General features: G+C 75.1%; 20 protein-coding genes. 13 read left to right on the top strand and 7 right to left on the bottom strand.

All coding sequences use genetic code 11. The features are described from left to right. Window positions 1-6: 6 nt before the first annotated feature. Complete coding sequence (locus ACI79G_RS21230; protein ID WP_456883037.1) at window positions 7-2,463, bottom strand: transglycosylase domain-containing protein; 2,457 nt, start codon at window positions 2,461-2,463, stop codon at window positions 7-9. Window positions 2,464-2,632: 169 nt separating this feature from the next. After that, window positions 2,633-3,046, bottom strand: a complete 414-nt coding sequence (locus ACI79G_RS21225; RefSeq protein WP_217636172.1) for a DUF5318 family protein — start codon at window positions 3,044-3,046, stop codon at window positions 2,633-2,635. Window positions 3,047-3,189: 143 nt separating this feature from the next. On the opposite strand from ACI79G_RS21225, the gene ACI79G_RS21220 reads away from it, so the two are divergent. From ACI79G_RS21220 to ACI79G_RS21210, 3 genes are all read left to right on the top strand, one after another. Further along, window positions 3,190-3,816: a PadR family transcriptional regulator gene (locus ACI79G_RS21220; RefSeq protein ID WP_456883036.1), complete on the top strand. Its 627-nt coding sequence runs from the start codon at window positions 3,190-3,192 to the stop codon at window positions 3,814-3,816. A gap of 116 nt (window positions 3,817-3,932) precedes the next feature. Next, on the top strand, window positions 3,933-5,012 hold the full coding sequence (locus ACI79G_RS21215; protein WP_456883035.1) for an inositol-3-phosphate synthase: 1,080 nt from the start codon (window positions 3,933-3,935) through the stop codon (window positions 5,010-5,012). Between the two features lie 133 nt (window positions 5,013-5,145). Next, a complete protein-coding gene (locus ACI79G_RS21210; protein ID WP_456883034.1) occupies window positions 5,146-5,904 on the top strand; it encodes a hypothetical protein in 759 nt (252 codons plus the stop codon). Between the two features lie 175 nt (window positions 5,905-6,079). Here the strand turns inward: ACI79G_RS21210 and ACI79G_RS21205 are convergent, their stop codons facing one another. After that, on the bottom strand, window positions 6,080-6,739 hold the full coding sequence (locus tag ACI79G_RS21205; RefSeq protein ID WP_456883033.1) for a YqgE/AlgH family protein: 660 nt from the start codon (window positions 6,737-6,739) through the stop codon (window positions 6,080-6,082). Window positions 6,740-6,856: 117 nt separating this feature from the next. On the opposite strand from ACI79G_RS21205, the gene ACI79G_RS21200 reads away from it, so the two are divergent. Continuing rightward, on the top strand, window positions 6,857-8,107 hold the full coding sequence (locus ACI79G_RS21200) for an MFS transporter (protein WP_456883032.1): 1,251 nt from the start codon (window positions 6,857-6,859) through the stop codon (window positions 8,105-8,107). Between the two features lie 13 nt (window positions 8,108-8,120). On the opposite strand, the gene ACI79G_RS21195 is transcribed toward ACI79G_RS21200, so the two are convergent. Together ACI79G_RS21195 and ACI79G_RS21190 are read right to left on the bottom strand one after the other, a co-directional pair. Beyond that, a complete protein-coding gene (locus ACI79G_RS21195; protein WP_456883031.1) occupies window positions 8,121-9,101 on the bottom strand; it encodes a peptidase in 981 nt (326 codons plus the stop codon). Between the two features lie 40 nt (window positions 9,102-9,141). Next, on the bottom strand, window positions 9,142-10,566 hold the full coding sequence (locus ACI79G_RS21190) for a CCA tRNA nucleotidyltransferase (RefSeq protein WP_456883030.1): 1,425 nt from the start codon (window positions 10,564-10,566) through the stop codon (window positions 9,142-9,144). 266 nt (window positions 10,567-10,832) lie between these two features. Between ACI79G_RS21190 and ACI79G_RS21185 the strand changes: the two genes are divergently transcribed. From ACI79G_RS21185 to ACI79G_RS21145, 9 genes are all read left to right on the top strand, one after another. Then, complete coding sequence (locus tag ACI79G_RS21185; protein ID WP_091220955.1) at window positions 10,833-11,309, top strand: NUDIX hydrolase; 477 nt, start codon at window positions 10,833-10,835, stop codon at window positions 11,307-11,309. A 70-nt stretch (window positions 11,310-11,379) separates the two neighbouring features. Continuing rightward, the gene (locus ACI79G_RS21180; RefSeq protein ID WP_456883029.1) at window positions 11,380-13,728 is read left to right on the top strand and encodes a DUF6049 family protein; all 2,349 of its coding nucleotides are present in this window, start codon (window positions 11,380-11,382) and stop codon (window positions 13,726-13,728) included. Between the two features lie 74 nt (window positions 13,729-13,802). After that, window positions 13,803-15,836 carry a murein biosynthesis integral membrane protein MurJ gene (murJ, locus tag ACI79G_RS21175; RefSeq protein WP_456883028.1) on the top strand — a complete coding sequence of 678 codons (2,034 nt, stop codon included), beginning with the start codon at window positions 13,803-13,805 and terminating at the stop codon, window positions 15,834-15,836. Window positions 15,837-15,904: 68 nt separating this feature from the next. Next, window positions 15,905-17,512, top strand: a complete 1,608-nt coding sequence (locus ACI79G_RS21170; protein ID WP_456883027.1) for a hypothetical protein — start codon at window positions 15,905-15,907, stop codon at window positions 17,510-17,512. Between the two features lie 106 nt (window positions 17,513-17,618). Further along, a complete protein-coding gene (gene trxB / locus ACI79G_RS21165) occupies window positions 17,619-18,596 on the top strand; it encodes a thioredoxin-disulfide reductase (RefSeq protein WP_456883026.1) in 978 nt (325 codons plus the stop codon). Between the two features lie 230 nt (window positions 18,597-18,826). Next, the gene (gene trxA, locus ACI79G_RS21160; protein ID WP_448621954.1) at window positions 18,827-19,153 is read left to right on the top strand and encodes a thioredoxin; all 327 of its coding nucleotides are present in this window, start codon (window positions 18,827-18,829) and stop codon (window positions 19,151-19,153) included. A 202-nt stretch (window positions 19,154-19,355) separates the two neighbouring features. Next, a complete protein-coding gene (locus ACI79G_RS21155; RefSeq protein ID WP_245700489.1) occupies window positions 19,356-20,507 on the top strand; it encodes an N-acetylmuramoyl-L-alanine amidase in 1,152 nt (383 codons plus the stop codon). A gap of 288 nt (window positions 20,508-20,795) precedes the next feature. After that, window positions 20,796-22,073 (top strand): aminotransferase-like domain-containing protein, encoded by a 1,278-nt coding sequence (locus ACI79G_RS21150; protein WP_456883025.1) that lies wholly within the window; start codon window positions 20,796-20,798, stop codon window positions 22,071-22,073. Then, a complete protein-coding gene (locus tag ACI79G_RS21145; RefSeq protein ID WP_456883024.1) occupies window positions 22,070-23,065 on the top strand; it encodes a D-alanine--D-alanine ligase family protein in 996 nt (331 codons plus the stop codon). The genes ACI79G_RS21150 and ACI79G_RS21145 overlap by 4 nt, the downstream gene beginning before the upstream one ends. A gap of 126 nt (window positions 23,066-23,191) precedes the next feature. Here the strand turns inward: ACI79G_RS21145 and ACI79G_RS21140 are convergent, their stop codons facing one another. Beyond that, window positions 23,192-24,247 carry a ParB/RepB/Spo0J family partition protein gene (locus ACI79G_RS21140; RefSeq protein WP_456883023.1) on the bottom strand — a complete coding sequence of 352 codons (1,056 nt, stop codon included), beginning with the start codon at window positions 24,245-24,247 and terminating at the stop codon, window positions 23,192-23,194. Beyond that, the gene (locus ACI79G_RS21135) at window positions 24,244-25,302 is read right to left on the bottom strand and encodes a ParA family protein (RefSeq protein WP_456883022.1); all 1,059 of its coding nucleotides are present in this window, start codon (window positions 25,300-25,302) and stop codon (window positions 24,244-24,246) included. The genes ACI79G_RS21140 and ACI79G_RS21135 overlap by 4 nt, the downstream gene beginning before the upstream one ends. Between the last annotated feature and the right edge of the window lie 76 nt (window positions 25,303-25,378).

The raw sequence follows: 25,378 nt of genomic DNA, 5'->3' as shown, positions 1-25,378 counted from the left end.
CGGGGGTCACCCGTTCTGCTGACCGTTGCTGCCGTTGGCGGTGCCGGTGCCGTTCGGGGGCTGGACGGGGGTGTTGCCCGGGACGAACGGTGGGGTGAACCCGCCCGTCGACTGCGGGGACGGCTGGGTCGTGGGGGTGGTCGTCGGGGTCGACGGCGTCGTCGGCGTGACCGGGGTCGACGGCGTGGGGGTCGCGGTCGGCGTCTGGGTCGGCTCCGCCCGCTGCGTCGGCGCGGCGGTGACCTGGGTCGGCGCCTGCGTCCGCGTCTCCGTCTGCGGCGCGGGCACGCCGTTGCCGGTGTCGCCGCGGATCAGCGCGCGGTCGGGCAGGTCCTCCTCCGGCGTCCCGTCCAGCACGTTGTCCATGAACTCCTGCCAGATGGCGCCCGGCAGGCCCGAGCCGTAGATGATCCGGCCGTTGACGTCCTCGATCGGCTGGGCGGGCGAGTCGTTGCCCATCCACACCGCGGTGGAGACCGACGGCGTGAAGCCCACCATCCAGGCGTCGGAGTTGTCCTCGCCCTGGCCCTGCGTACCGGTCTTGCTGGCCACCTCGCGGCCACCGTCGAGCGAGCGCCGCGAGTAGGCGGCGACGTCGGTCATCGCGTAGGTGACGTCGTTGACGACGTCCGCCTCGAAGACCTGGTCGCCGGCGTCGCCGTTGTAGTCGAGCAGGACCGCGCCCTCGCTGTCGGTCACCCGGGCGACGAAGTACGGCTCGTGCTCGACGCCGGTGGCCAGGGTGGCGAAGCCGTGCGCCTGGTCGATCGGGCGCATCTCGTACTGGCCGATGCCGATCGAGGCGCCGGTCCCGCCGGTCTGTGGGTCGGCCAGCGTGTTGCTGCCGGCGAGCACCCCGTAGGCCGGCTCGTCCGGCCAGGCCTCCGGCAGGCCGGTGGCCTCGAGGATGTTCTGCCGCACCCGCTCCGCGCCGACCTCGTAGGCCAGCCCGTAGTAGGTGGTGTTCAGCGAGCGGGTCAGCGCCTCCATGAGCGTGCAGGAGCCGCACGAGGCGCCGCCGGAGTTGCGGACCGGCAGGCCCGGGCGGTCCGGGAACTCCTGCGGCGAGGAGCCGTCGCGCCGGGCGTTGACGCTGATGCCGTCCTCGAGCGCGGTGGCCAGCACGTAGGGCTTGACCGACGAGCCGGGCTGGCGCAGCGCCTGCGCGTAGTCCACCGCGCCGTCACCGGCGCCGATCGGACCGCCGTAGTACGCGCGCACCGCGCCGGTGTTCGGGTCGATGGACACCAGCGCCTCGCGGAGGTTGTCCGGCTGGCCGTCCATCACGTCGTCGACGGCGGAGATGGCGGCGTCCTGGTAGCGCTTGTCGACCGTGGTGGTGATCCGCAGGCCGCCGGCCCGGATCTGCTGCTCGTCGTAGCCCTTGGCCTCCAGCTCGGCGATGGCGCGCTGGACGACCAGGCCCTCCGGCCCGTCGGGGATGCCCAGGTTGGAGCCGGTCCGCGGCAGCACCGGCGGGAAGACCGAGGCCTGCCGCTCCTGCTCGGTCAGCCAGCCCTCGTCGACCATCGCGTCGAGCACCAGGCCCCAGCGGTCCATCGAGCCCTCGGGGTTGGACTCGGGGTCGTAGGTGGAGGGGCTGCGGACCAGGACGGCGAGCACCGCGCCCTGCTGGGCGGTCAGCTGGCTGGCCGGCACACCGAAGTAGGTGTTGGCAGCGGACTCGATGCCGTAGGCACCGCGGCCGAAGTAGATGGTGTTGAGGTAGTTCTCGAGGATGTCGTCCTTCGCGTACTCGTTGTCGAGCTTGACGGCGAGGAAGAGCTCCTGGAACTTGCGGCTGAACGTCTGCTCCGAGGTCAGGAAGGCGTTCTTCACGTACTGCTGGGTGATGGTCGACCCACCCTGCGTCGAGCCGCCGGTGAGGTTGTTCCACGCGGCGCGCACGATGCCGGTGAAGGAGATCCCCGGGTCGGAGTAGAAGCTGCGGTTCTCGGCAGCGAGGATCGCCTCGCGCGCCGGCTCCGAGACCTCGGTCAGGTCGACGTTGGTGCGGTTGCCCCCGTCCACGCCGAGACGGGCCATCTCGGTGGTGCCGTCGGCGTAGTACACGACCGTCGTCTGCGCGTTCTGCACCGAGCTCGGGTCGGGCACCTCGGTGGTCGCGTAGACGACGCCCACGAAGACGCCGAGCAGCACGAGCATGCCGGCGAGGGCGGCGCCGAGGGCCTTCAGCCGGCGACGGCGGCGCTGCTTCGTGGTGCGGACGGCCTTGCCCGCCGGGCGGGTGCCCGTGGCGGCCGCGCCGGTGCGCGACGTCCCGGACGCGGCTCCGCCGCGTGTGGCCGTCGTCCGGCCCCCGCGGCCGGCCGGTGGGCGGCCACCGCGGCCTGCGGGCGGACGCCCGCCTCCACCGCCGCCACCGGCGGTGCGGCCGGACGGCGGACGGCGGACCGAGCCGCTGCGCGGCCCGACCGGTGAGGTCTCGTCGTGGGGAGGCACGCAGGGGCCCCTCTCTGGTTCGGGTCTCGGTGGGCGCACAGACATGACGCGTCCAGCACCCAGGGTGGCGGCTTCAGTACTGCGAGCGAGGACGACCCGCGGCGCAGCGACGCCCTGGTGTATCAACGACCACGTGGGGCACCCCGTGTTCCCCGTGTGACGCGTACTACTACTCGGTGGCCGCCCGCCGACGCGTGCGCCGCGGCTGGCGACCCGGGTCCGGCTCGGCCCCGAGGACGTACGAGCAGTCCAGGTGGTTCCACCCGCAGCCGCGGCACACCTGGACCGCGTAGACGGAGAACTCCTCCTGCGCCGCGTCCATCCGGGCGAGCTCGGCCTGCGTCTTCGCCTGGCCGGCCGTGGGGCCGAGGTGCTCGCCGTAGACGTAGCTCACCAGCGTGAGCTCCACCTTGCGGCACACCGGGCACACGACGTCGGTCGCCTCGCCGTGGTACTTCGCCGCCCGGGTGAGGTACGGACTGGCGTCGCAGACCTCGAACAGCCCCGTGCGGCCGGCGTACACGTCGGCGAGGACGGCTCGCCGCTGCAGCGCGTAGTCCACGACGGATCGACGTCCGGGCACGGCGTCAATGTACGCACCGGCGGGGACACCGGCAGGCCCCCGGCCGCGTGCAGAGGCCGTTCCGGTGCTCCCGACCGGTCCCGTGACGTGTCCGTCGATGTATCGTCCCGATACATCGATCCGCATGACGGCGAGGAGGCGACGTGCTCGAGTTCGCCATCCTCGGCCTGCTCCACCAGTCGCCGATGCACGGCTACGAGCTGCGCAAACAGCTCGCCCAGGTCCTCGGCGGTCTGCGCAGCATCTCCTACGGGTCGCTGTACCCCGCGCTCAAGCGGCTGCACGCGGCCGGCTATGTCACCACCGACGAGCCGGACCCGCGCGCCCTCCTGCCGGCGGACGCGCCACCGCTGACCGGCCGGCGGGGCAAGGTGGTCTACACGATCACCGCCGAGGGCAAGGAGCGCTTCCACGAGCTGGTGAGCCAGGCCGGCCCGGAGGCGTACGACGACGGCGGGCTCTTCGGCGTCCGCCTGGCGTTCTTCCGGCACACCGCCGCCGACGTGCGGCTGCGGATCCTCGAGGGCCGCCGCCGCACCGTCGAGCGGCAGCGCGAGGGCCTGCGGGCCTCGCTGAGCCGGACCCGCGAGCGGCTGGACCGCTACACCCTCGAGCTGCAGCGCCACGGTCTGGACTCGGTCGACCGCGAGGTCCGCTGGCTGGCCGAGCTCATCGACCGCGAGCTGGACGAGAGCCAGCGGCGTCGAGCCGACGGCGCCGCCCCCGGGGACCCCCCGGCACCTCCGGACGAGACGCCGCCGCAGCCCTGAGCGGTCCGTCCCCGACAGACCCGGCGGGAGAGCCCCGCGCCCGCCGCCCCCCAGCAGGACCGTCCGCGGTCCGTGTCCACCGACCGCACCCGGTCTGCGAAGAAGAAGGAGAACCCATGGGATCCGTCAAGGTCGCCATCGTCGGCGTCGGCAACTGCGCCGCCTCGCTCGTGCAGGGTGTCCACTACTACCGCGACGCCGACGAGACGACGTCGGTGCCGGGCCTGATGCACGTCCGCTTCGGCGAGTACCACGTCGGCGACGTGGAGTTCGTCGCGGCGTTCGACGTCGACGCCAAGAAGGTCGGCCGTGACCTCTCCGAGGCCATCGTCGCCAGCGAGAACAACACCATCACGATCTGCGACGTCCCGCCGCTGGGCGTGACCGTGCAGCGCGGCACCACCCTCGACGGCCTCGGCAAGTACTACCGGGCGACGATCGAGGAGTCCGACGAGGAGCCGGTGGACGTCGTCGCGGCGCTGCGCCGGTCCGGCGCCGACGTGCTGGTCTGCTACCTGCCCGTCGGGTCGCAGGAGGCCGCCGAGTTCTACGCGCAGTGCGCCCTGGACGCCGGCGTGGCCTTCGTCAACGCGCTGCCGGTCTTCATCGCCGGCACCCAGGAGTGGGCCGACAGGTTCACCGCTGCCGGGGTGCCGATCATCGGCGACGACATCAAGTCGCAGGTGGGCGCCACCATCACCCACCGCGTGCTGGCCAAGCTCTTCGAGGACCGCGGCGTGCAGCTCGACCGCACCATGCAGCTCAACGTCGGCGGCAACATGGACTTCAAGAACATGCTCGAGCGCGAGCGCCTGGAGTCCAAGAAGATCTCGAAGACCCAGGCCGTCACCAGCCAGGTCGACCGGGACATGGGCACCGACAACGTGCACATCGGCCCGTCGGACCACGTGCCGTGGCTGTCGGACCGCAAGTGGGCCTACGTGCGCCTCGAGGGCCGCGCGTTCGGCGACGTCCCGCTGAACCTGGAGTACAAGCTCGAGGTCTGGGACTCCCCGAACTCGGCCGGGATCATCATCGACGCCGTCCGCGCCGCGAAGATCGCCAAGGACCGCGGGATCGGCGGCCCGATCCTCTCCGCGTCGTCCTACTTCATGAAGAGCCCGCCGGTGCAGTACAGCGACAGCGAGGCCCGCGACGCCGTCGAGGCGTTCATCCGGGGTGACGTGGAGCGGTGACGGCCGCCCTGCAGGGGGGCCAGCCGGCCCCTCTGCAGGGTCCCGCCACGAGCCTGCGAGTGGCGGGGGGCAGAGGGGTCCTCCTGCGCGTGGGACGACGTCGGTGACCTGCCCGGATGCCTACGCTGACCGCATGCCCCCGCACCGCCGTCCGCTGCTCCCGGCGCTGGGGCTGACGGTGGCGCTGCTGGCCGGCTGCGCCGGCGCGGACGAGCGGGCGGAGGGCTCGCCGGTCACCGAGGAGGAGGCCGGCGTCCTCGCCGGGCTGCTGGCCGCGAACCACGACCACGGTGGCGCGGACTTCGTGGTCACCGCCCCCTACGGCGAGGACACCGTGCTCACCCTCACCGGGGAGGTGGACCTCGCCGACGGTGCCGGGCGCGCGCGGGCGGTCACGTCGTACGGCGACGGCCGCGCCGACGACACCCGCACGCTCTTCTTCACCGACGAGGAGCTGTGGTTCGGCGAGGTGCCCGGCCTGGCCGCCGCGCTGGTCGCGGAGGGGCTGCCGGAGGCCTCCTACGTGCGCCGTCCCGTGACCCTGGGGGAGCAGGCGCCGCTGGTCGACGTGCTCACCCAGGTGGTGCTCAACCTCTCCGCCGAGGAGCCGGACGACGCCGGCGACTTCCGCGGCGCGGGCTACACCTGGGAGGGCGACCGCTCGATCGACGGCGAGCTGACCCAGCTCTACGCCTCGGACGCCGGCTGGTCGGTCGCGGTCGACCGCTCCACCGACCTGCTGGTGCAGTACCGCACCCCGCTGCCGGGCCAGGAGTTCGAGGTGACCGTGACGCTGTCGGACCACGGCCCGCGGGAGATCACGCTGCCGGCCGAGGGGGAGTCCGTGGACGGCGCGGCGCACCCCGAGGTGGCGGCGACCGTCGGGCTGTAGGAGGACCACCCTTCCCCGCACGCCCCGCACGCTCGGCGCGGGTCCCTGAGGGGTGGCCGTTCCAGCACCTCACCGGGCCCGGACATGGGGGAGGGGGCGGCCTCTTCCCCAGACCGCCCCCTCCGACGACGTTCCTATCAGATACCGGGCGTCCGCGCACCCGGTGACGCGCGGATCAGTTCACGGTCGGGTCGGCCGGCGCCGTCGACAGCACCGCCAGGCGCCCGGTCTGGCGTCCCATCACCCGGCGCCACAGCTCCGGGCCGGCCAGCTCGCTCAGCACGTCGTCCGGGCGGCCCGGCACGCAGGCCCAGGCGCCCTCGGCGACCTCCACGGCCAGCTGGCCCGGTGACCAGCCCGCGTAGCCGGCGAACACCCTCAGGCCCCGCACCCGGCCGACCAGCTCGTCGGGGTCGGCGTCCAGGTCGACCAGGTGGACGTCGTCGGCGACCTGCCGCAGGCCGCAGTCCTCACCGGGGGTGCGGCAGACCGCCAGGCACAGCGCGGTGTCGGTCTCGCAGGGGCCGCCCACGTGGAACACGCCGGGGTCGACGGCGAGCTCGCACCAGCCGGGCAGCACGTCGCGGATCTCCACCTGGCTCGGCCGGCCCAGCACCACGCCGAGCGTGCCACTGTCGTTGTGGTCGAGCACGAAGACGACCGTGCCCGCGAAGGTGGGGTCGGTCAGGCTCGGCATCGCCACCAGCAGCGATCCGGGTCGGACGTCGTCCAGGGTGCCCGTCGAGAGCGCGGGGACCGCGTCCGGACGGCGTCGGCCCGTCGCGGGCCGGGCCGGCGGCCCCGACTCGGGATCGGGCGAGGACGGGGGAGTCATCGCTCCCAGTGTGCCCCACCTCCGGGCGGTGCGGCGGGAGTGGTCGCGCCCGCAACGGGTGCCGCTGCGGCCCGTCGTCCACCCTGCGGGGAGGGGTGGCCACCGTAGGGTGACCGGGTGCGGTACGCGGGGACGACCGTGCGCTCGCTGCTGGCCGGCCGCGACTTCCGCCGGCTGCTGGCCACCCGGCTCTCGGCCCAGTTCGGGGACGGCGTGCTGCAGGCCGCCCTCGCCGGGACGGTGCTGTTCAACCCGCAGCGGGCCGCCGACGCGGTGGCGGTCGCCGCCGGGTTCGCCGTCCTGCTGGTCCCGTACTCGCTGGTGGGCCCCTTCGCCGGCGTCTGGCTGGACCGGTGGCGCCGCCGGCAGGTGCTGGTGCACGCCGACCTGCTGCGGACCGGGCTGGTCGGCGTCCTGGCGCTGCTCGTGGCCGGCGGGTCGGGCGGCCTGCCGCTCCTGGTCGCCGGGCTGGTGCTGTTCTCGGTCGCCCGCTTCGTGCTGTCGGCGCTGTCGGCGGCGCTCCCGCACACCACCCCCGACCTGGTGCCGGCCAACGCGCTGTCGACGACGTCCGGCGCGGTGGCCACGGTGGTGGGTGGAGCGGCCGCGGTCGCGGTGCAGCAGGCCGCCGGCATCGCGGGGGACGCCGGGTACGCCCTGCTGACCCTCGGCGCGGCCGGCCCCTACCTGCTCGCCGCGGCGCTTGCCGCGGGCTTCCCGCCGGGGGCGCTCGGACCGGACGGGCGCACGACGACGTCGTCCGCCCGCCAGGTGGTCGCCGGCCTCGTGGCCGGCGTGCGGCACGTGCGGGCCCGCCCCCCGGCGGGGACCGCGCTGGCCGTCATCACCGTGCACCGGCTGTGCTTCGGGGTGCTGACCCTCGCGACGCTGCTGTTCTCCCGCGCCGCCGCACCGGCCGGCGCGGGGCTGGTCGGCGTCGGGGCGGCGGTCGCCGCGGGCGCGGTCGGCACGCTGCTGGCGGCCCTGGCGACGCCCGGGGCGGTGCGCCGTCTCGGGACGGCGCGGTGGGTGACCCTGCTGCTGGCGCTCGGCGGCGTCCTGCTGACGGCGCTGGGCCTGCCCTTTCTGCCGGTCACCGTGGTGCTGGCCGGCGCGGTGCTCGGCTTCCTCGGGCAGGGCGTCAAGATCTGCGTGGACGCCACCCTGCAGCGGGCGGTGGACGACGACGTGCGCGGCCGGGTGTTCTCGGTCTACGACATGCTCGTCAACGTCAGCTACGTCCTCGCCCTGCTCGTGGCGGCGTACCTGCTGCCGGCGGACGGCGTCTCCCCGCCCGCCGTGGTCGCCGTCGGCGCGGCCTACGTGCTCACCGCCCTGTACGCCGCCCGCTCCCCGCTGGCGCGCTGACCGGCCGGGGTCGTCAGAGCTCCGGGACGCAGGGCCCCCGGCCGAGGCGGGACAGGCCCGTGAGGTCCCCGGTGGCGTAGTCTGTGACGCCGCGCACGGTCTCGGGGTGGAGCAGCTGCGAGTCGTCGTCCACGTGGCCCAGGCCGACCAGGTGGGCCAGCTCGTGCAGCACGACCCCCGACGCGGTCGCGGGGCTGTCGGCCGTGATCTCGGGGAACTGGCCGGCGTCGAGGGAGACGGTGCCGGTGACGTAGACCCGCGGGCCGTCCCCGAGCGACACGGCCAGGCTGCCGGCCTCGCCGACGGTGTCGCCGGCCAGCGCGGGGTTCTCCCCCTCGGTCTGCCAGGCGACGAGGACCGGCGCCCAGCGGTCGCCGTAGCGGTCGGGCTGGAACGCCGCCCGCTCGGGGGTCGGCGCCTCGTCGCTCGGGCCGTCGTACACGAAGACCAGCCCGGTCACCTGGCTGACCCGGGCGACCGCCGCGTGGACCAGCTCCGCGCCACCCTCGGGGGAGCCGTCGGGCCGGATGGCGTAGTGGACGACCCGGCAAGGGTCGTAGGCCACCGGCGTGGTGCCGTCGGCCTGGGTGAGCGCGAACGCGTGGGGCCCACCCGCCGCGGGCGCCGGCGGGGCCTGCCCCCACGGGTCCGGTCGGGCGCCGGTACCCGGGGTGGGGCGGTCCGCCGGTGCCGCCGCGGTCGTCGGGACGCTGCGGTCCGGCCCCGCGTCGGACGGCGCCCTCGCGGCCGGGGACTCCCAGGGCCACGGCACGGTGCCGGCGAGGACCGCGGCCCCGAGGGCGCCGCCGACCACCAGCGGGACGGCGAGGAGGCTCCGCAGGCGCCGGCGTCGGCGTCGGGGCGGCTCGGGAGCGCGCCACGGGACGGCCGCGACCGGCAGGCCGAGCGCCTCGTCCACCACCCACTGCGGCGTGCGGCCGGTCGCGGAGGTGGGCAGGCCCGGGTCCGGGGCGCCGGGTCCCTGTTCGTGCACGATCCTCCTGTCGGCAGCCGGGGGCTCCGGCTGCAGCGGATCAGCCGTTGCGGGCGGCCCACCAGGCGCGCAGCTCGGCCTCGGCCTCGTCGGGGTCCAGCGGGCCGCGCTCGAGCCGCAGGTCCTTGAGGTACTTCCAGGCCTCGCCGACCTCGCGGCCGGGCGGGATGCCGAGGATCGCCATGATCGCGTTGCCGTCGAGGTCCGGGCGCACCCGCGCGAGGTCCTCGGCCGCCGAGAGCTCGGCGATCCGCCGCTCCAGCGAGTCGTACGTCGCCGACAGCGCCGCGGCCCGCCGCTTGTTGCGGGTCGTGCAGTCCGAGCGCACCAGCTTGTGCAGCCGGGGCAGCAGGTCTCCGGCGTCGGTGACGTACCGGCGGACGGCGGAGTCGGTCCACTCGCCGCGGCCGTAGCCGTGGAAGCGCAGGTGCAGGAAGGTCAGCCGGGCGACCGCCTCCACGACCTCCTTCGAGTAGCGCAGCGCCTGCAGCCGTCTGCGGACCAGCTTCGCGCCGACGACCTCGTGGTGGTGGAAGGAGACCCGCCCGCGCGGCTCGTGCCGGCGGGTGGCCGGCTTGCCGATGTCGTGCAGCAGCGCCGCCAGCCGCAGCACCAGGTCCGGCGACCCGGCCTGCGGATCCGCCTTCTCCAGCGCGATCGCCTGGTCCAGCACCGTCAGCGAGTGCGTGTAGACGTCCTTGTGCTGGTGGTGCTCGTCGATCTCCATGCGCAGCGCCGAGAGCTCGGGCAGGACGACGTCGGCCAGCCCGGTGGCGACGAACAACTCCAGCGCCGCCCGCGGCGCGTCCTGCAGCAGCGTCTTCGACAGCTCCACCTGGACCCGCTCGGGGGTGATCCGCGCCAGCTCGTCGGACATCGCCGTCATCGCCTCGACCACCTCGTCGACCGGCGTCAGGCCCAGCTGGGCGACGAACCGGACCGCGCGCAGCATCCGCAGCGGGTCGTCGGCGAAGGAGTCGGCGGCGGCGCCGGGGGTCCGCAGCCGCTTGGCCAGCAGGTCGCCGAGCCCGCCATAGGGGTCGGTGACGGTGCGGTCGGGACCCAGCGAGACGGCCATCGCGTTGACGGTGAAGTCGCGGCGGGCCAGGTCGTCGACGAGCGAGTCGCCCCACGCCACCTCGGGGTTGCGCGACTCCCGGTCGTAGCGGTCGGCGCGGAAGGTGGTGATCTCCAGCCGGACGCCGTCCACCTCGGCACCCACCGTGCCGAAGGTGATGCCGGTGTTCCACGTGGAACTGGCGAACCCGCGGAGCAGCCGCAGCACCTGCTCGGGCCGCGCGTCGGTGGTGACGTCGAGGTCCCCGGGCACGCGCGGCCTCCCGGACCCCGCGGCGATCAGCGCGTCGCGCACCGACCCGCCGACGAGGTGCACCTCGAAACCGGCGTCGGTGAAGCGCTGCCCCAGCCTGGTCAGGACGGGGGAGAGGTCGACGAGCTCGCGCACGGCCTCCTGGACGGCGGGTGGCACGGGCACGGCAGCTGCCGTCGTCGGACTGTTCACACTGGTCCGACTCCGCGCCCCGGTCCGCTCCTCGCTCGCTGGCGCTCGCTGCGATGCTCCCGGGGCTGTCGTCGGACGGGGGGGCTCACCGGACACGACGGTCCAGGGTAGTGCCGCGCCGAATGGACTCTGGTCCGGCTCCACGCTCCGGTCCGTTCCTCGCTGCGATGGTCCCGGAGCTGTCGCCGGACGCGCGCTACCCTCCTGGCATGGCTGGGACGGGCGGGCGAGGGCGCCCGGGCCGCCGGTTGCGGCGGGTCGACGAGACCTCCGCCGGGGGCCTGGTGGTGGCTGACGACCCCATCACGGGGCCGCGCGCCGCCCTCATCGGCCGCACCGACCGCCGCGGCCGGCTGCTCTGGTCGCTGCCCAAGGGCCACATCGAGGAGGGCGAGACCCCGGAGGACACCGCCGTCCGGGAGGTCGCCGAGGAGACCGGGATCATCGGCGAGGTCGTCGCCCCACTCGGCATCATCGACTTCTGGTTCGTCGCCGACGGTCGCCGGGTGCACAAGACCGTGCACCACTTCCTGCTGCGCGCCATCGGGGGAGCCCTGTCCGACGCCGACATCGAGGTGACCGAGGTCGCCTGGGTGCCCCTCGACGAGCTCGGCGCTCGGCTCGCCTACGCCGACGAGCGGGCCCTGGTGGAGCGGGCGCCCGCCCTCCTCGCCGACAGCGCGTGAGCGAGCTGGCGAGCTCACCGGCAGACACAGCAGGCGGCCCCGTGGCGACGAGCGCCGGCGAGGAGCTGTCGTGAGGCGGCGGTCGGTCGCCGGCCGGTCCGCCGCACGGGGTCACCGCCGCACGGTTCGGGGGACGACGGTCGCCGTCGCGCTCGCCGGGGTGCTCGGCGCCCCGCTCGTCGCGCTCACCCCGGTCGCGGCCGCCGCTCCCGGGGACCCCGCCGCGACCGAGGCGCCCGCCGACGACCGCCCGGTCACCGTCCGGCTCACCCGCCTGGACCCCCGCACGGTGCTGCCGGGCGCGACGGTCACCGTCGAGGGCGAGCTGACCAACACCGGCAGCGAGACGCTCACCGACCTCGACGTGCGGCTGCAGCGCGGTGAGCTGCTGGACTCCCGCGCCGAGCTGCACGCCGTCGACGGCGACCCCGACCTGACGGCCGCCGTCGCCACGCCGTTCCAGGACGTCGCCGGCGAGCTGCGCCCGGGGGACTCGGTCACCTTCACCCTCACCACGACCACCGACGCGCTGGCCATCGACCGCGACGGCGTCTACCCGGTGCTGCTCAACCTCAACGGCGTCGGTGCCGACGGGGAGCGTCGCCGGGTCGGCGAGCTGACCACGTACCTGGTGCAGCCGTCGGCGCTGCCGGCGACGCCGACCAGCGTCGCCTGGCTGTGGCCGCTGGTCGAGCGCACCCACCGCGACGCCTCCGGCGCGTTCCTCGACGACGGGCTGACCGCCGAGGTCGCGGCCGGTGGCCGGCTGGACCGCGCGCTGGCCACGGTGGAGCGGCTGCCCGAGGCCGTCCCGCCCGAGGGTGGGGAGCCGGCGCCGGTGGTCCAGGTGACCCTGGCCGTCGACCCGGCGCTGGTCGAGGAACTGCAGGTCATGGCCGACGGCCCCTACGCCGTCGCCGGGGACGAGGACGCCGGGTCGGGCAGCGACGAGGCCGCCGCCTGGCTGCAACGGTTGCGCGCCGTCGCCGCCGACCACCCGGTGGTCGCACTGCCCTACGGCGACGTCGACGCCGACTCCCTGACCGGCGCGGGCCTGGCCCCGGTGGTGAGGCGCAGCCTGCCGGGCAGCACCGAGGGGACGGCGCAGGACGCCCCCGACGCCCCCGCCGCACCACCGACCGGCGCACCGGCCGACGTCGAGGCCGACGGCACCGCCGGCGCGGACATCCTGCGCGAGGTCCTGGGCGTCGAGGCGCGCACCGACCTGGCCTGGGCGGTGGGCGGCGCGCTGCGCCCCGAGACGCTCGGCGCGCTGCGGGACGGCGGCATCCAGGAGGTCGTGCTCGCTCCCGGCGGGCTCACCGACGGCGCGGCCGCGCTCGGCCTCGAGGGCCCCGCCGCGGCCCGGACGACGGTGCCCACCGAGGACGGCGAGGTCCCGGCCCTGGTCGCCGACCCCGCGCTCGGCGACCTCGCCGGTGGCGCGGCGCGGGCCCCCGGGGGCAGCCGGGCCGCCGAGCAGCGCTCGATCGCCGAGCTCGCGCTGCTCGGCCTGCAGCCCGGCGGCGCGACCGCGCAGCAGAGCGTGCTGGTGGCCCCACCGCGGGAGGTCGACGCCGACCCCGCCGGCGTGAGCGCCGTGATGGCCGCCTCCGCGCAGTTCCCGTGGCTGCGGCCGGCCACCGTGGCCGAGCTCGGCGACGGTCCCAGCACCGACACCGGCGAGCTGGTGACCCCCGCGGACGTGGGCGGACTCGAGGCCGCGGGGCTGACCGACGTCGCCGCCGCGGTCTCGATCCGCGACCAGCTGGCCAGCGCCGTCGCCGGCGACCCGGACGCGGCGCTGGCGCGCTGGGACGCGGCGACCGCCCGCACCACCTCGGCCGCGTGGCGGGACGACCCCGCCGGCTTCACCGCGGCCGCCTCGGACCTGCGGACGACGGTGGACCGGCTGACCGAGCGGGTCACCCTGCTCTCCCCGGCCGCCGGCACCTACAGCCTCGCCTCCAGCGACGCCCCGCTGGTGCTCACCGTGAGCAACGACCTGCCCTTCGCCCTGCGCGTCCAGCTGCGGGTGCAGACCCGCGGCAACGCGCTCTCGGTCGGCGACCTCGGCGACCAGGTCCTCGGCCCCGAGCAGCGGACGACGTTGCAGGTGCCGACCCAGGTGCGCCAGTCCGGTCGCTTCGGCGTCACGGCCACGCTCACCACCCCGGACGGCGCACCGCTGGGCGACCCGGTGCGGCTGCAGGTGCAGAGCACCGCGTACGGGTCGATCTCGGTCGTCGTCACCATCGGCGCGGCGGCGCTGCTCGGGCTGCTCTTCCTGCGCCGGCTCGTGCGCTACCTGCTGCGCCGTCGCCGCGGCACCCCCGGCGACGAGGACGGCGACCTGCCCGGCGGCCCGGCGCCCGAGGGCGCGGCCGTCCCCCTGCCGCCCACGCGGAGCCCGGTGTGAGCGGGCGGGCGAGCTCACACGACGAGCACAGCAGCCCCGCGGACGCGGCCGCCGAGCGCCAGCGGGGCGGACTCGTGAGCGAGCGACGGGTGGGCGAGCAGCAGCGCCGGCCGCTGCCCCCCGTGCCGCCGCCCCCCGCGGCGCCGCGCCGGCCCGCACCCGAGCGCCCCCCGGCGCCGGAGGACGGCACCCGGCGCGAGCCGCCGCCCGCCGAACGCGCCCGTCGGGAGCCGCCGCCGGTCCGCGGTCCGGGGACACCGCCGGCCCGGCCGCTGCCCCCGCCGCCGTACCCCCAGGCCCCGCTCGGCGGACGGCCGCTGCCGCCGGTCCCGCCGCCGGCGCCCCGCGTCCGCGACCTGCCGCCGGTGCCGCCTCCGCGGCGTGCCTCGCGGTGGGTGCCCGGGCCCGACGACACCCAGCTGATCCCGGTGCTGCCCGCGGTGCCGCGCCGGGTGGACGAGACCGACGAGGAGGTCGAGGCCCGCGAGGGCCGGCCCGGCGCCAGCCGGGGCATCCTGCGCGCCGCCGGGACCATGGCGGTGGCCACGCTGGTCTCCCGCATCACCGGGCTGCTGCGCACGATGGTGCTCACCGCGGCGCTGGGCGTCGGGCTGGTCGGCGACGCCTACAACACCTCGAACACGCTGCCGAACATCGTCTACGAGCTGCTGCTGGGCGGGGTGCTGACCTCGGTCGTCGTCCCGCTGCTCGTGCGCGCCCAGGAGCGCGACGACGACGGCGGCGCGGCCTACGCCCAGCGGCTGGCCACGGTCGCCACCGTGGGGCTGGTCGTGGTCACCGGCCTGGCGATCCTGGCCGCACCCCTGCTGACCGCGCTGTACGGCCTGGACGAGGACCCCGACCAGTACCGGCTGGCGACCTGGCTGGCCCGCATCCTGCTCGTCGAGATCGTCTTCTACGGCCTCGGCGCCCTGGCGCAGGCGATCCTCAACTCGCGCGGGGTGTTCGGCCCGCCGGCCTGGGCGCCGGTGCTCAACAACGTCGTCGTCATCGCCACCGGCCTGCTCTTCCTCGCCGCCACCGGCCCCGGTCAGCTCACCCCGGTGACCATCACCGACGGCCAGGTGTGGCTCCTGGGCGCCGGCACCACGCTGGGCATCGCCGTCCAGGCGCTGGTGCTGCTGCCGCTGCTGCGCCGGGCCGGCGTCCCGCTGCGTCCCCGCTGGGGGCTCCGCGACACCGGCCTGGGCGAGGCGGCCAGGCTCGGCCTCTGGGTGATCGGCTACGTGGCGGTCAGCCAGATCGGCGTCGTCGTGGCCACCCGGATCGCCAACGCCGCCGGGCGCGCCGGCGGGCTCGGCTCGATCGGGTTCGCCAACGCCAGCCTGCTGTTCCAGATGCCCTACGGGATCATCGGTGTCGCGTTGCTGACCGCGCTGGTGCCGCGTTTGAGCCGGGCCGCCGCGCGCACCGACGTCCCCGGTGTGGTGCGCGACCTCTCCCTCGGCACCCGGCTGTCGGCCCTCGGCCTGCTGCCGGTCAGCGCCGCGCTGACCGTGCTCGGCCCGGCGCTGGCCGTCGTCGTCTTCGCCCGCGGCAACACCGGCGCCGACGAGGCCCGCGCCATCGGCGTCGCGCTCGCCGTGGGCGCGTTCGGGCTGCTGCCCATGGCGGTCACCCTGCTGCAGCTGCGGGTCTTCTACGCCATGAAGGACTCGCGCACCCCCACGCTGATCCAGGTGGGGATGGTCGCCGTCCGGGTGCCGCTGCTGCTGCTCGTGCCGGTCGTCGTCCCCCCGGGTCGGGTGGTGGCCGGGCTGATGCTGGTCACCAGTCTCACGTACGTGGCCGGCTGGGTGATCGGGCACGCGGTCCTGCGCCGGCGGCTCGGGACGCTGGAGACCCGCGCCACGCTGGGCCCGGTGCTGCGCACCGCCGCGGTCGCGGTCGTCGCCGGCCTGCTGGGCTGGCTGGCGGTGTCCCTGGCCGACGGTGCCCTGGGCCCGTCGGTGGCAGGGTCGCTCGGCACCGTGCTGCTGGGTACCGTGGTCATCGGCGTCGCGACCCTCGGAGGGCTCGTGCTCGCCCGCGTCCCCGAGGTCCAGGAGCCCCTGGCGGCCGTCCGGGCCAAGCTGGGGCGCAGGTGAGCGGCGTGACGCCGCCGCCGGGGCAACCCAGCCGCCGGCACGGAGGGGACAGGGGGCCGGGCGCACCGATGACGTCCACGATCACCGGCCTCCCCGACCGCTACCGCCCGCTCGACGAGGTCGGCCCCACCGAGACCACCGCCACCGGCGTCATCCACTGCTGGCGGGCCAAGGACCGGATCCTCAACCGCGACGTCGCCATCCGGGTGCACACCCCCGGCGGGCCGGCCGCCCGCGAGTGGATCACCCGCGCGCTCACCGCCGGCGGGCTGGCCACGCCCGCGCTGGCCATGGTCTACGACGCCGCCGAGGGCAGCGGGGACGGCGCGGCGCCCGGGGGCGCGGCCTACGTCGTCAACGAGTGGATCGAGGGTCGCACCCTCGCCGAGCGCCTGGCCGAGGGCCCGATGCCCGAGCGGGAGGCCCGCACCGTGCTGCGCCGGCTCGCCGAGGGCGTCGCCGCGGCGCACCGGGTGGGGCTGGCCGTCGGCGGGCTGACCCCGGAGACCGTCGTCCTGCGGCCCAACGGCCTGGTCGGGCTGCGCTCGGTGCCGGCCGCCAGCGGCACCGTCCAGGGGGACGTCGCCGCCCTCGGGGAGCTGCTCGAGTACTGCCTCACCGGTCGACGGCCGGGCACCGCAGCGGCCGGGCGGACGGCGGGGATGCCCCCGGACCTCGCCGCCCTGGTGCGCCGCGCCCGCTCCACCGAGCCCGGCGCGGGCCTGTCCAGCGTCGCGGCCATGGCCGCCCTGCTGGCCGAGCGCCCCCGCACCGGGCACACCGCCGAGCCGCAGCGCGCCCCGGACGAGTCGGACAGCGGGTGGCTGCGCCGGCTGCGGGAGCGCCGCGAGGAGGAACGTGCGGCCGGGGACGTGGCCGTCGACCCCGTGCCGACCCGCGACGCCTCCGGCGGCGCGTACCCGCCGTTGGACGCCCGCGGCCTGCCGCCCGTCCCCGGCCGCCGGGACGAGGACGACGAGGACGACCTGCTGCCGCTGTCGGACGACGACGACGGAGCGCGCCCGCGGGACGACGGGGGCGGGGACGCGCGCCGGCGCCGCCTGCTCGTCGTCGGGCTGCCGGTGGCGGCGCTGGCCGTGGTCATCGCGCTGGCGGTCTGGCTCGGCAACGTGATCTCGCCCGACGACCTCACCGGTGACCAGGCGCCCGTCCCCAGCGCACCGCCGTCCAGCGCGCCGCCCGCGCAGGAGACGGCCGACCCCGGGGACGGCCCCGCGGCCACCATCACCGACGCCCGCGTGTACGACCCGTTCGGCGACGGGGACCCGGACAACCCCGACGAGGTGCCGCTGTCGTTCGACGGCGACCCGTCCACCGCCTGGTCGACGGTGACCTACCGGGGGTCCGCGGCGTTCGGCAACCTCAAGGACGGCATCGGCGTCCTCTACGACCTCGGCTCCGAGCAGACCCTGACCGGCCTCGGCGTCACCGGCACCGCCGGCGCCACCGCGGAGGTCCGGGTCGGCGACCAGCGCGACGGCGACCTCGACTCCTACCGGGTGGTCGCGAGCGGCGAGCTCGGCGACTCGGCCGACCTGTCCTTCGACGAGCCGGCGACCACCCGGTACGTGCTGCTGTGGCTGACCGGACTGGCGCCGTCGGACGGCGGTTTCTCCGCCGAGGTCGCCGAGGTCACCCTCACGCCGGCCGGGTGAACCGCCCGGCCGACACCCTCCCGAGGGGGCCCTGACCGGGAATGCGGCACCTACGATCCTCGTTGTGCCGCCCGTGACGACAGACCACCCGACCCCCGGCCCCGCGGTGACCGCAGAGCACGTGGACCCCGCGATCCCGCCCGCCGAGCACGACGGCGTCCGCGACCTGATCATCATCGGGTCGGGCCCGGCCGGGTACACCGCCGCCATCTACGCCGCCCGCGCGAACCTGCACCCGCTGGTGTTCGAGGGCTCGCAGTTCGGCGGCGCGCTGATGACCACCACCGAGGTGGAGAACTTCCCCGGCTTCGCCGAGGGCGTCCAGGGCCCGCAGCTCATGGACGACATGCGCACCCAGGCCGAGCGGTTCGGTGCCGAGCTGGTCGCCCGCGACGTCACCGAGGTCGACCTCACCGCCGAGCCGAAGATCGTCAAGGTCGGCGACGAGGTGCACCGCGCGCACGCGGTCATCGTGGCCACCGGCTCGAAGTACCGGTACCTCGGCCTGGACAACGAGCAGCGGCTGCTCGGCCGCGGCGTCTCGGCCTGTGCCACCTGCGACGGCTTCTTCTTCCGCGACCAGGACATCGTCGTGGTCGGTGGCGGCGACTCGGCGATGGAGGAGGCCACCTTCCTCACCCGCTTCGCCAAGACGGTGACCGTCGTCCACCGGCGGGACGAGCTGCGCGCCTCGAAGATCATGCAGCAGCGCGCGCAGGACAACGAGAAGATCCGCTGGGCGCTGAACAAGCAGGTCATCGACGTGCTCGGTGACCAGACCGTCTCCGGCGTCAAGCTGACCGACGTCAGCACCGGCGCCACCGAGGAGCTGCCGGTCTCGGGTGTCTTCGTGGCGATCGGGCACGATCCGCGCAGCGAGCTGTTCGTCGGGCAGCTCAAGCTCGACGACGAGGGCTACGTGCAGGTCGAGCACCCCACCACGCGGACCAACATCGAGGGCGTCTTCGCCTGCGGTGACGTCGTCGACCACATCTACCGCCAGGCCATCACCTCGGCCGGCACCGGCGCCGCCGCGGCGATCGACGCCGAGCGCTGGCTGGCCGTCGCCTTCGGCGAGCGCTGACAGCGGACCACCCCTCCCCACACCTCGGAGGAGGACCCCGTCCTCCCCACCACTCGTGAGCTCGCGGCGGGCCCGGGGTGGGGCCGGCGGGCCCCCGGAGGCCGGCCGCTCCGGAACCCGCCACGCTCGCGGCGGGACCCTGCAGGCGGTCCGCCTGACCCGGGCATACATCCACCCGCTCGCCGGTTGACACCGGCGGCACTCGAGCCAGTCGAACCAAGGGAGAGACCATGGCAGGCAACACCGTGACGGTCACCGACGCGACCTTCGCCGACGACGTGCTGGGCAGCGACAAGCCCGTCCTCGTCGACTTCTGGGCCGAGTGGTGCGGGCCGTGCAAGATGGTCGCCCCCGTCCTCGAGGAGATCGCCGCCGAGCACGGCGACAAGCTGACGATCGCCAAGCTCAACATCGACGAGAACCCGCAGATCGCCCGCGACTACCAGGTCATGTCGATCCCGACCATGACGGTGTTCCAGGGCGGCAAGCCGGTGAAGAGCATCATCGGCGCCAAGCCGAAGGGCGCGATCCTCTCGGACCTCGCCGACTACCTGTAGGCCTCGTCCCGAGGCTCGCCCCGAGCGTGCGAGGGGGGAGGAGGACGAGGTCCTTTCTCCCGCAGGCTCGGCGCGGGCCCCTGGAGGGTGGCCGTTCCAGCAGGTCTCGAGGGCCTCCTCCGCCGGTCGGCGGAGGAGGCCCTCGCGCGTGCGGGGGCCCCATCGGGCCGCTCGGGCGCCCGGGGACCACAATCGACCCACGATGGCATCCGACAGCAGCATGCAGCCCCTGGGGCCGGGGGACCGTGGCCCCGCCGTGGCCGACGTGCACGCCGCCCTGCGTGCCCTCACCCTGCTGCCGGCGGGAGGAGCCGCGGAGGAGGCGTCGCTGGACCAGGCGGTCTACGACGCGGCCACCGAGCTCGCCGTCCGCCACTTCCAGCAGGTGCGCGGGCTCTCCGTCGACGGCCGCGTCGGCGAGGAGACCTACCGTGCCCTGTCCGAGGCGCGCTGGTCCCTCGGCGACCGGCTGCTGCACCACGACCCGGTCCGCCCCATGCGCGGGGACGACGTCACCAACCTGCAGGACCGGCTGCACGAGCTCGGCTACGACGCCGGCCCGGTGGACGGCGTCTTCGGCCCGGAGACCGAGAGGGGGCTGCGGGCCTTCCAGCGCGACTACGGCCTGACCTCCGACGGCACCTGCGGGCCGGCCACCCTGCGGGCACTGCGCCAGCTCGGCCGCAAGGTCACCGGCGGGCGCCCCCAGCTGCTGCGGCAGAGCGCCAGCTTCGTGGAGAGCGGCCCGCACCTCATCGGACGGCGGATCGTCGTCGACCCCGGCCACGGCGGCACCGACACCGGCTTCACCGCCGGCGAGACCACCGAGGCCGACCTGGTGCTCGACCTGGCCTCGCGCATCGAGGGCCGGCTCGCCGCCGCCGGTGCCACCGTCTACCTGACCCGCGGCCGCGACCAGGACCCGTCCCCGGCCGAGCGGACGGCGTTCGCCAACGACGCCCACGCCGACCTGTTCCTCTCGCTGCACACCGACGCGCACAGCTCGGAGCACGCCCGCGGGGTGTCCAGCTACTACTACGGCACCGGCTCGGGAGCCTCCTCGACCGTGGGCGAGCAGTTCGCCAACCTCGTGCGCCGCGAGGTCGTCGTCCGCACCGGCCTGCTCGACCTCGGCTCGCACCCCAAGACCTGGGACCTGCTGCGGATGAGCCGCATGCCCGCCGTCCGACTCGACGTCGGCTACCTGTCCCACCCGGTCGACCGGCTGCTGCTGCTCGACGCCCGGCTGCGCAGCACCGTCGCCAGCGCCGTCCTGGCCGCCGTCCAGCGGTTGTTCCTGCCGGCCGAGGCCGACCCGCCCACCGGGACCTTCATCCTGCCCGCGAAGCGCTAGCAGAGCGCGCCGCCCCGCGCGGCGGCGCGAGGAGTGGGCCGGACGGGGCTCGACGCCACAGGGGAGGCACCTGGTCGCGGTGTCGGCCGGTAGGCCGACGATGTCACCGTGACGGTTGGGTCCGTCCCGACCCGTGTCCCCGGCAGGTCCGCCCGCTCCGGTCCCTACACTCGGGATGTGGCCGATCTCCAGCCCGGAACGCCCCCGGGCCCCGGTGTGCACCACCCCGCTCCGCGCCACCCGCGGCTGGACCCGCTGGCAGACCGGTACGCAGCACGCACGCACGGGATGAAGACCTCGGAGATCCGGGCCCTCTTCTCCGTGGTGAGCCGCCCCGAGGTCGTCTCGCTGGCCGGTGGCATGCCCGCGGTCACCGCGCTGCCGCTGGACGCGGTCGGCTCGATGATCGGCGAGCTGGTGTCCGGGATGGGCGCGCAGACGCTGCAGTACGGCTCCGGTCAGGGTGACCCGCGGCTGCGCGAGCGGATCTGCGACGTCATGGCCCTCGAGGGCATCACCGACGCCTCGCCCAGCGAGGTCGTCGTCACCGTGGGCTCCCAGCAGGGGCTGGACCTGGTGACCCGCGTCTTCTGCGACCCCGGCGACGTCGTCCTCGCCGAGGGCCCGTCCTACGTCGGCGCGCTCGGTGTCTTCCAGGCGGCCGAGGCGCGCGTCCGGCACGTCCCGATGGACGACGACGGGCTGGTCCCCGAGGCGCTGGAACAGGCGCTGCTCGAGTGCCGCGCGGCCGGCGACCGGGTGAAGTTCCTCTACACCGTGCCGAACTACCACAACCCGGCCGGCGTCACGCTGTCCGAGCCGCGGCGGCAGGCGGTCATGGAGATCGCCGAGCGCTACGACCTGCTGGTGATCGAGGACAACCCCTACGGCCTGCTCGGCTTCGACCGCGAGCCGATGCGCGCGCTGCGGGCCCGGGACGACCGCCGGGTCATCTACCTCGGCTCGTTCTCGAAGACGTTCTCCCCGGGCCTGCGGGTTGGCTGGGTGCTCGCCCCGCTCGCCGTCCGGGAGAAGCTGGTGCTGGCCACCGAGGCGCAGGTGCTCTGCCCGCCCTCGCTGACCCAGTACGCCGTCGCCCGCTACCTGGACACCCAGCCGTGGCGCGAGCAGATCAAGCACTTCGTCGAGCTGTACCGGGAGCGGCGCGACGCCACGCTCGAGTCGCTCGACGCGCTGATGCCGCCGGGTACCACCTGGACCCGGCCCGACGGCGGCTTCTACGTGTGGCTGAAGCTGCCGCACGGCCTGGACGCCAAGCTCATGCAACCCCGCGCGGTCAACGCGCACGTGGCCTACGTGCCCGGCATCGGCTTCTACGCCGACGGGTCGGGACGCGAGTTCATGCGGCTGTCCTACTGCTACCCCGAGCCGGACCAGATCCGCGAGGGGGTCCGCCGGCTGGCCCGCGTCGTCGAGGCCGAGCTGGACCTGCACTCCACCTTCGACGGCGTGGACACCGGCACCTTCCGGGCCGTCCCGGGGCCGCACAGCGTCGATCCGTTCGTCGGCCCGGCCAACAGCGACCGATACGAGGACCACCCGTGACCGACCCCGCGTCCGCACCGACCGCCGGGCAGGAGGTCGCGGCGCACCCGCTGCGCGCCGTCGTCCTCGCCGGCGGGCTGAACGTCGAGCGGGAGGTCAGCCTCTCCTCCGGCACCCAGGTGGCCGAGGAGCTCGCCCGCGCCGGCGTGGAGGCCGAGCTGCGCGACGCCGACGCCGAGCTGCTCCCGGGCCTGGCCGCGGCGCCCGCGGACGCCGTCTTCATCGCGCTGCACGGCGCCACCGGTGAGGACGGCGCGCTGCGGGCGGTGCTGGACCTCGCCGGCGTCCCCTACGTCGGCTCGCCCGCCGCCGCCTGCCGGCTGGCCTGGGACAAGCCGGCCGCGAAGTCCGTCGTCCGCTCCGCCGGGGTGACCACCCCGGACTGGGTGGCCCTGCCGCACAGCACCTTCCGGGAGCTGGGCGCCGGTGCGGTGCTGGACCTCATCGTCGCCCGCCTCGGCCTGCCGCTCATGGTCAAGCCCGCCTCGGGCGGCTCCGCGCTGGGCGTGCAGAAGGTCAGCCGGGTCGAGGACCTGCCCGCCGCCATGGTCAGCTGCTTCGCGTACGGCGACACCGTGATGGTGGAGCGCTACGTCGACGGGGTGGAGGTGGCGCTGTCGGTGGTCGACCTCGGCGACGGTCCGCAGGCGCTCCCGGCGGTGGAGATCGCCCCCGAGTCGGGGGTCTTCGACTACACCGCGCGCTACACGCCCGGCCTCACCGAGTACCACGCGCCGGCGCGGGTGTCGGCCGAGGTGGCGGCCCGGGCGGCGGAGCTCGCGGTCCGGGTGCACGAGGTGCTCGGCCTGGCCGACCTCTCCCGCACCGACGCGATCGTCACGCCGGACGGCGAGGTGCACTTCCTCGAGGTGAACGTCTCGCCGGGGCTGACCGAGACCTCGATGTTCCCGATGGCGGTCGAGGCGGCCGGCTCCTCGCTCGGCGACGTCCTCGCCCGGCTGCTGACCCGGCGGGCCGCCACCACCCGCTGAGAAAGGACCCTCCTGCAGGGTCCCGCCACTCGCAGGCTCGCGGCGGGACCCTGCAGGAGGGCCACACCAGTCGCTCACCACAGAGGCCCGGTTCCGTCCGTGACGGAACCGGGCCTCTGTCCGTGATCACTCCTCGGGACGGCGTCCGGCGACGTCCGGGGCCATCTGGCCGATGATGCGCTGCAGGTCGTCGACGGAACCGAACTCGACGACGATGCGGCCCTTGGCCCGGCCGATCTGGATCTTCACCTTGGTCTCGAAGGCGTCCGAGAGCCGGCCCGCGAGGTCCTCCACGCCCGGCGCGTTGAACTTCCGCGGCCGCCGCTTGGCCGTGGGCTCCTCGGCAACCGCCAGCGCGACCGCCTCCTCCGTGGCCCGCACCGACATCCCCTCGGCGACGATGCGCGCGGCCAGCGCCTCCTGCTTCGCAGCGTCGGGCAGCCCGAGCAGCGCCCGGGCGTGGCCGGCGGAGATGACCCCGGCAGCGACGCGGGTCTGCACCTTCACCGGCAGCTTCAGCAGCCGGATGGTGTTGGTGACCTGGGAGCGGCTGCGGCCGATCCGGCTGGCGAGCTCCTCGTGGGTGGCGCCGAACTCCTCGAGCAGCTGCTGGTAGGCCGCGGCCTCCTCCAGCGGGTTGAGCTGGACCCGGTGGATGTTCTCCAGCAGGGCGTCGCGCAGCAGCGCGTCGTCCGTGGTGTCCCGGATGATCGCCGGCACGAACTTCAGGTCGGCAGCGCGGGCGGCACGCAGCCGGCGCTCGCCCATGATGAGCTCGTAGCCGCCTTCGGGGCGCTCGCGCACGACGATCGGCTGCAGCAGGCCGAACTCGCGGACGGAGTACGTGAGCTCCTCCAGCGCCTCGTCGTCGAAGACCTGACGGGGCTGCTTGGGGTTGGGGACGACGTCGACCACGGCGACCTCGCGCAGCTGCGCGCCGGGCACGCCGACCGCGGCCACTCCTGCCGACGACGCGGCCTGCGCGGCGACCGTGGCCGCGGCCTGGGCCGCCGGGGGGAGCAGGTGGACCGGGGGAGCGGGCGGCGGGGCCGGTGCGGCCTCGGGGTCAGCGGCCTGACCAGGACCGTCGTCCGCGACGGGCAGCGGGCTCTGCTCGTCCTCCGGGGCACTGGTGGGGATCAGGGCCGCCAGCCCACGGCCCAGACCGCCACGCTTGCTCATGCTCGCTCCTCAGGAGACGGGGGGACGGGGACGGTCGCCGCGTCGGTGTCGGGGAACGCCGTGCCCACGGGCGCGGCGACGGGTGTGCCAGGGGTCGGGCGCGAGGGCAGCGGCGACAGGGAGACGCCGCGGCGGGCGAGCTCGCGCGCGGCCTCGACGTAGCTGGTCGAGCCGCGGGACCCGGGGTCGTAGGTGACCACCGACTGGCCGTAGCCCGGAGCTTCCGAGACTCGCACGTTCCGCGGGATGACGGTGTCCAGCACCAGGCTGCCGAAGTGGTTGCGCACCTCCTCGGCGACCTGGTCGGCGAGCTTCGTCCGCCCGTCGTACATCGTGAGCAGGATGGTCCGGACGGCGATCCCCGGGTTGAGGTGCCGGCGGACCAGGTCGATGTTGTTGAGCAGCTGCCCCAGGCCCTCGAGCGCGTAGTACTCGCACTGGATGGGGATCAGCACCTCGTCGCCGGCCACGAGCGCGTTCAGCGTGAGCAGCCCCAGGGACGGCGGGCAGTCGATGAGCACGTAGTGCGGGCGCTGCTCCGGCGGGAGCTCCTGCAGGTAGGTCTCGATCGCCCGGCGCAGCCGGTACTCGCGGGCGACGACGGAGACCAGCTCGATCTCGGCACCGGCCAGGTCGATGGTCGCCGGCACGCAGGAGAGCAGCGGCGTGGCCGTCGTCGGGTGCACCACCTCGGCGAGCGAGCTGTCGCCGACCAGGGCGTCGTAGACCGACGGCGTCCCCACGCTGTGGTCCACACCGAGGGCCGTGCTGGTGTTGCCCTGCGGGTCGAGGTCGATGACCAGCGTCCGCAGGCCGTACAGCGCCAGGGCGACCCCGAGGTTCACCGACGAGGTGGTCTTGCCGACGCCGCCCTTCTGGTTGGCGATGGTGATGACCCGGATGCGACCCGGCGCGGGGAACGGCTCCTGGTCGGCCGCGTGCAGGACCTGGGTCGCCCGCAGCGCCTCCATCGCGATGGGGCTGTCGAACTCGACGGCGGAGGCCGACTGCTCGGCCGTGAGACTGCTCCGCAGCCGCTGGCCCGGGTCGGTCATCTGAGGTCCTTCCTGCCGGTCCGTTTCACGTGGAACAGACGCGGGAAGTCGTACGGGGTTCCACGTGGAACGCGCG

The sequence above is a fragment of the Geodermatophilus sp. SYSU D00779 genome (genome assembly GCF_054050595.1).
This window is presented reverse-complemented; position numbering and strand designations above follow the sequence as displayed.

Bases quoted from the DNA above. Each gene is read 5' to 3' on its own strand.
- ACI79G_RS21155 (WP_245700489.1), top strand. From the start codon at position 19,356: ATGGCATCCGACAGCAGCATGCAGCCCCTGGGGCCGGGGGACCGTGGC.
- ACI79G_RS21170 (WP_456883027.1), top strand. From the start codon at position 15,905: ATGACGTCCACGATCACCGGCCTCCCCGACCGCTACCGCCCGCTCGAC.
- ACI79G_RS21205 (WP_456883033.1), bottom strand. From the start codon at position 6,739: ATGACTCCCCCGTCCTCGCCCGATCCCGAGTCGGGGCCGCCGGCCCGG.
- trxA (WP_448621954.1), top strand. From the start codon at position 18,827: ATGGCAGGCAACACCGTGACGGTCACCGACGCGACCTTCGCCGACGAC.
- ACI79G_RS21135 (WP_456883022.1), bottom strand. From the start codon at position 25,302: ATGACCGACCCGGGCCAGCGGCTGCGGAGCAGTCTCACGGCCGAGCAG.
- ACI79G_RS21185 (WP_091220955.1), top strand. From the start codon at position 10,833: ATGGCTGGGACGGGCGGGCGAGGGCGCCCGGGCCGCCGGTTGCGGCGG.
- ACI79G_RS21215 (WP_456883035.1), top strand. From the start codon at position 3,933: ATGGGATCCGTCAAGGTCGCCATCGTCGGCGTCGGCAACTGCGCCGCC.
- ACI79G_RS21150 (WP_456883025.1), top strand. From the start codon at position 20,796: ATGAAGACCTCGGAGATCCGGGCCCTCTTCTCCGTGGTGAGCCGCCCC.
- ACI79G_RS21210 (WP_456883034.1), top strand. From the start codon at position 5,146: ATGCCCCCGCACCGCCGTCCGCTGCTCCCGGCGCTGGGGCTGACGGTG.
- ACI79G_RS21140 (WP_456883023.1), bottom strand. From the start codon at position 24,247: ATGAGCAAGCGTGGCGGTCTGGGCCGTGGGCTGGCGGCCCTGATCCCC.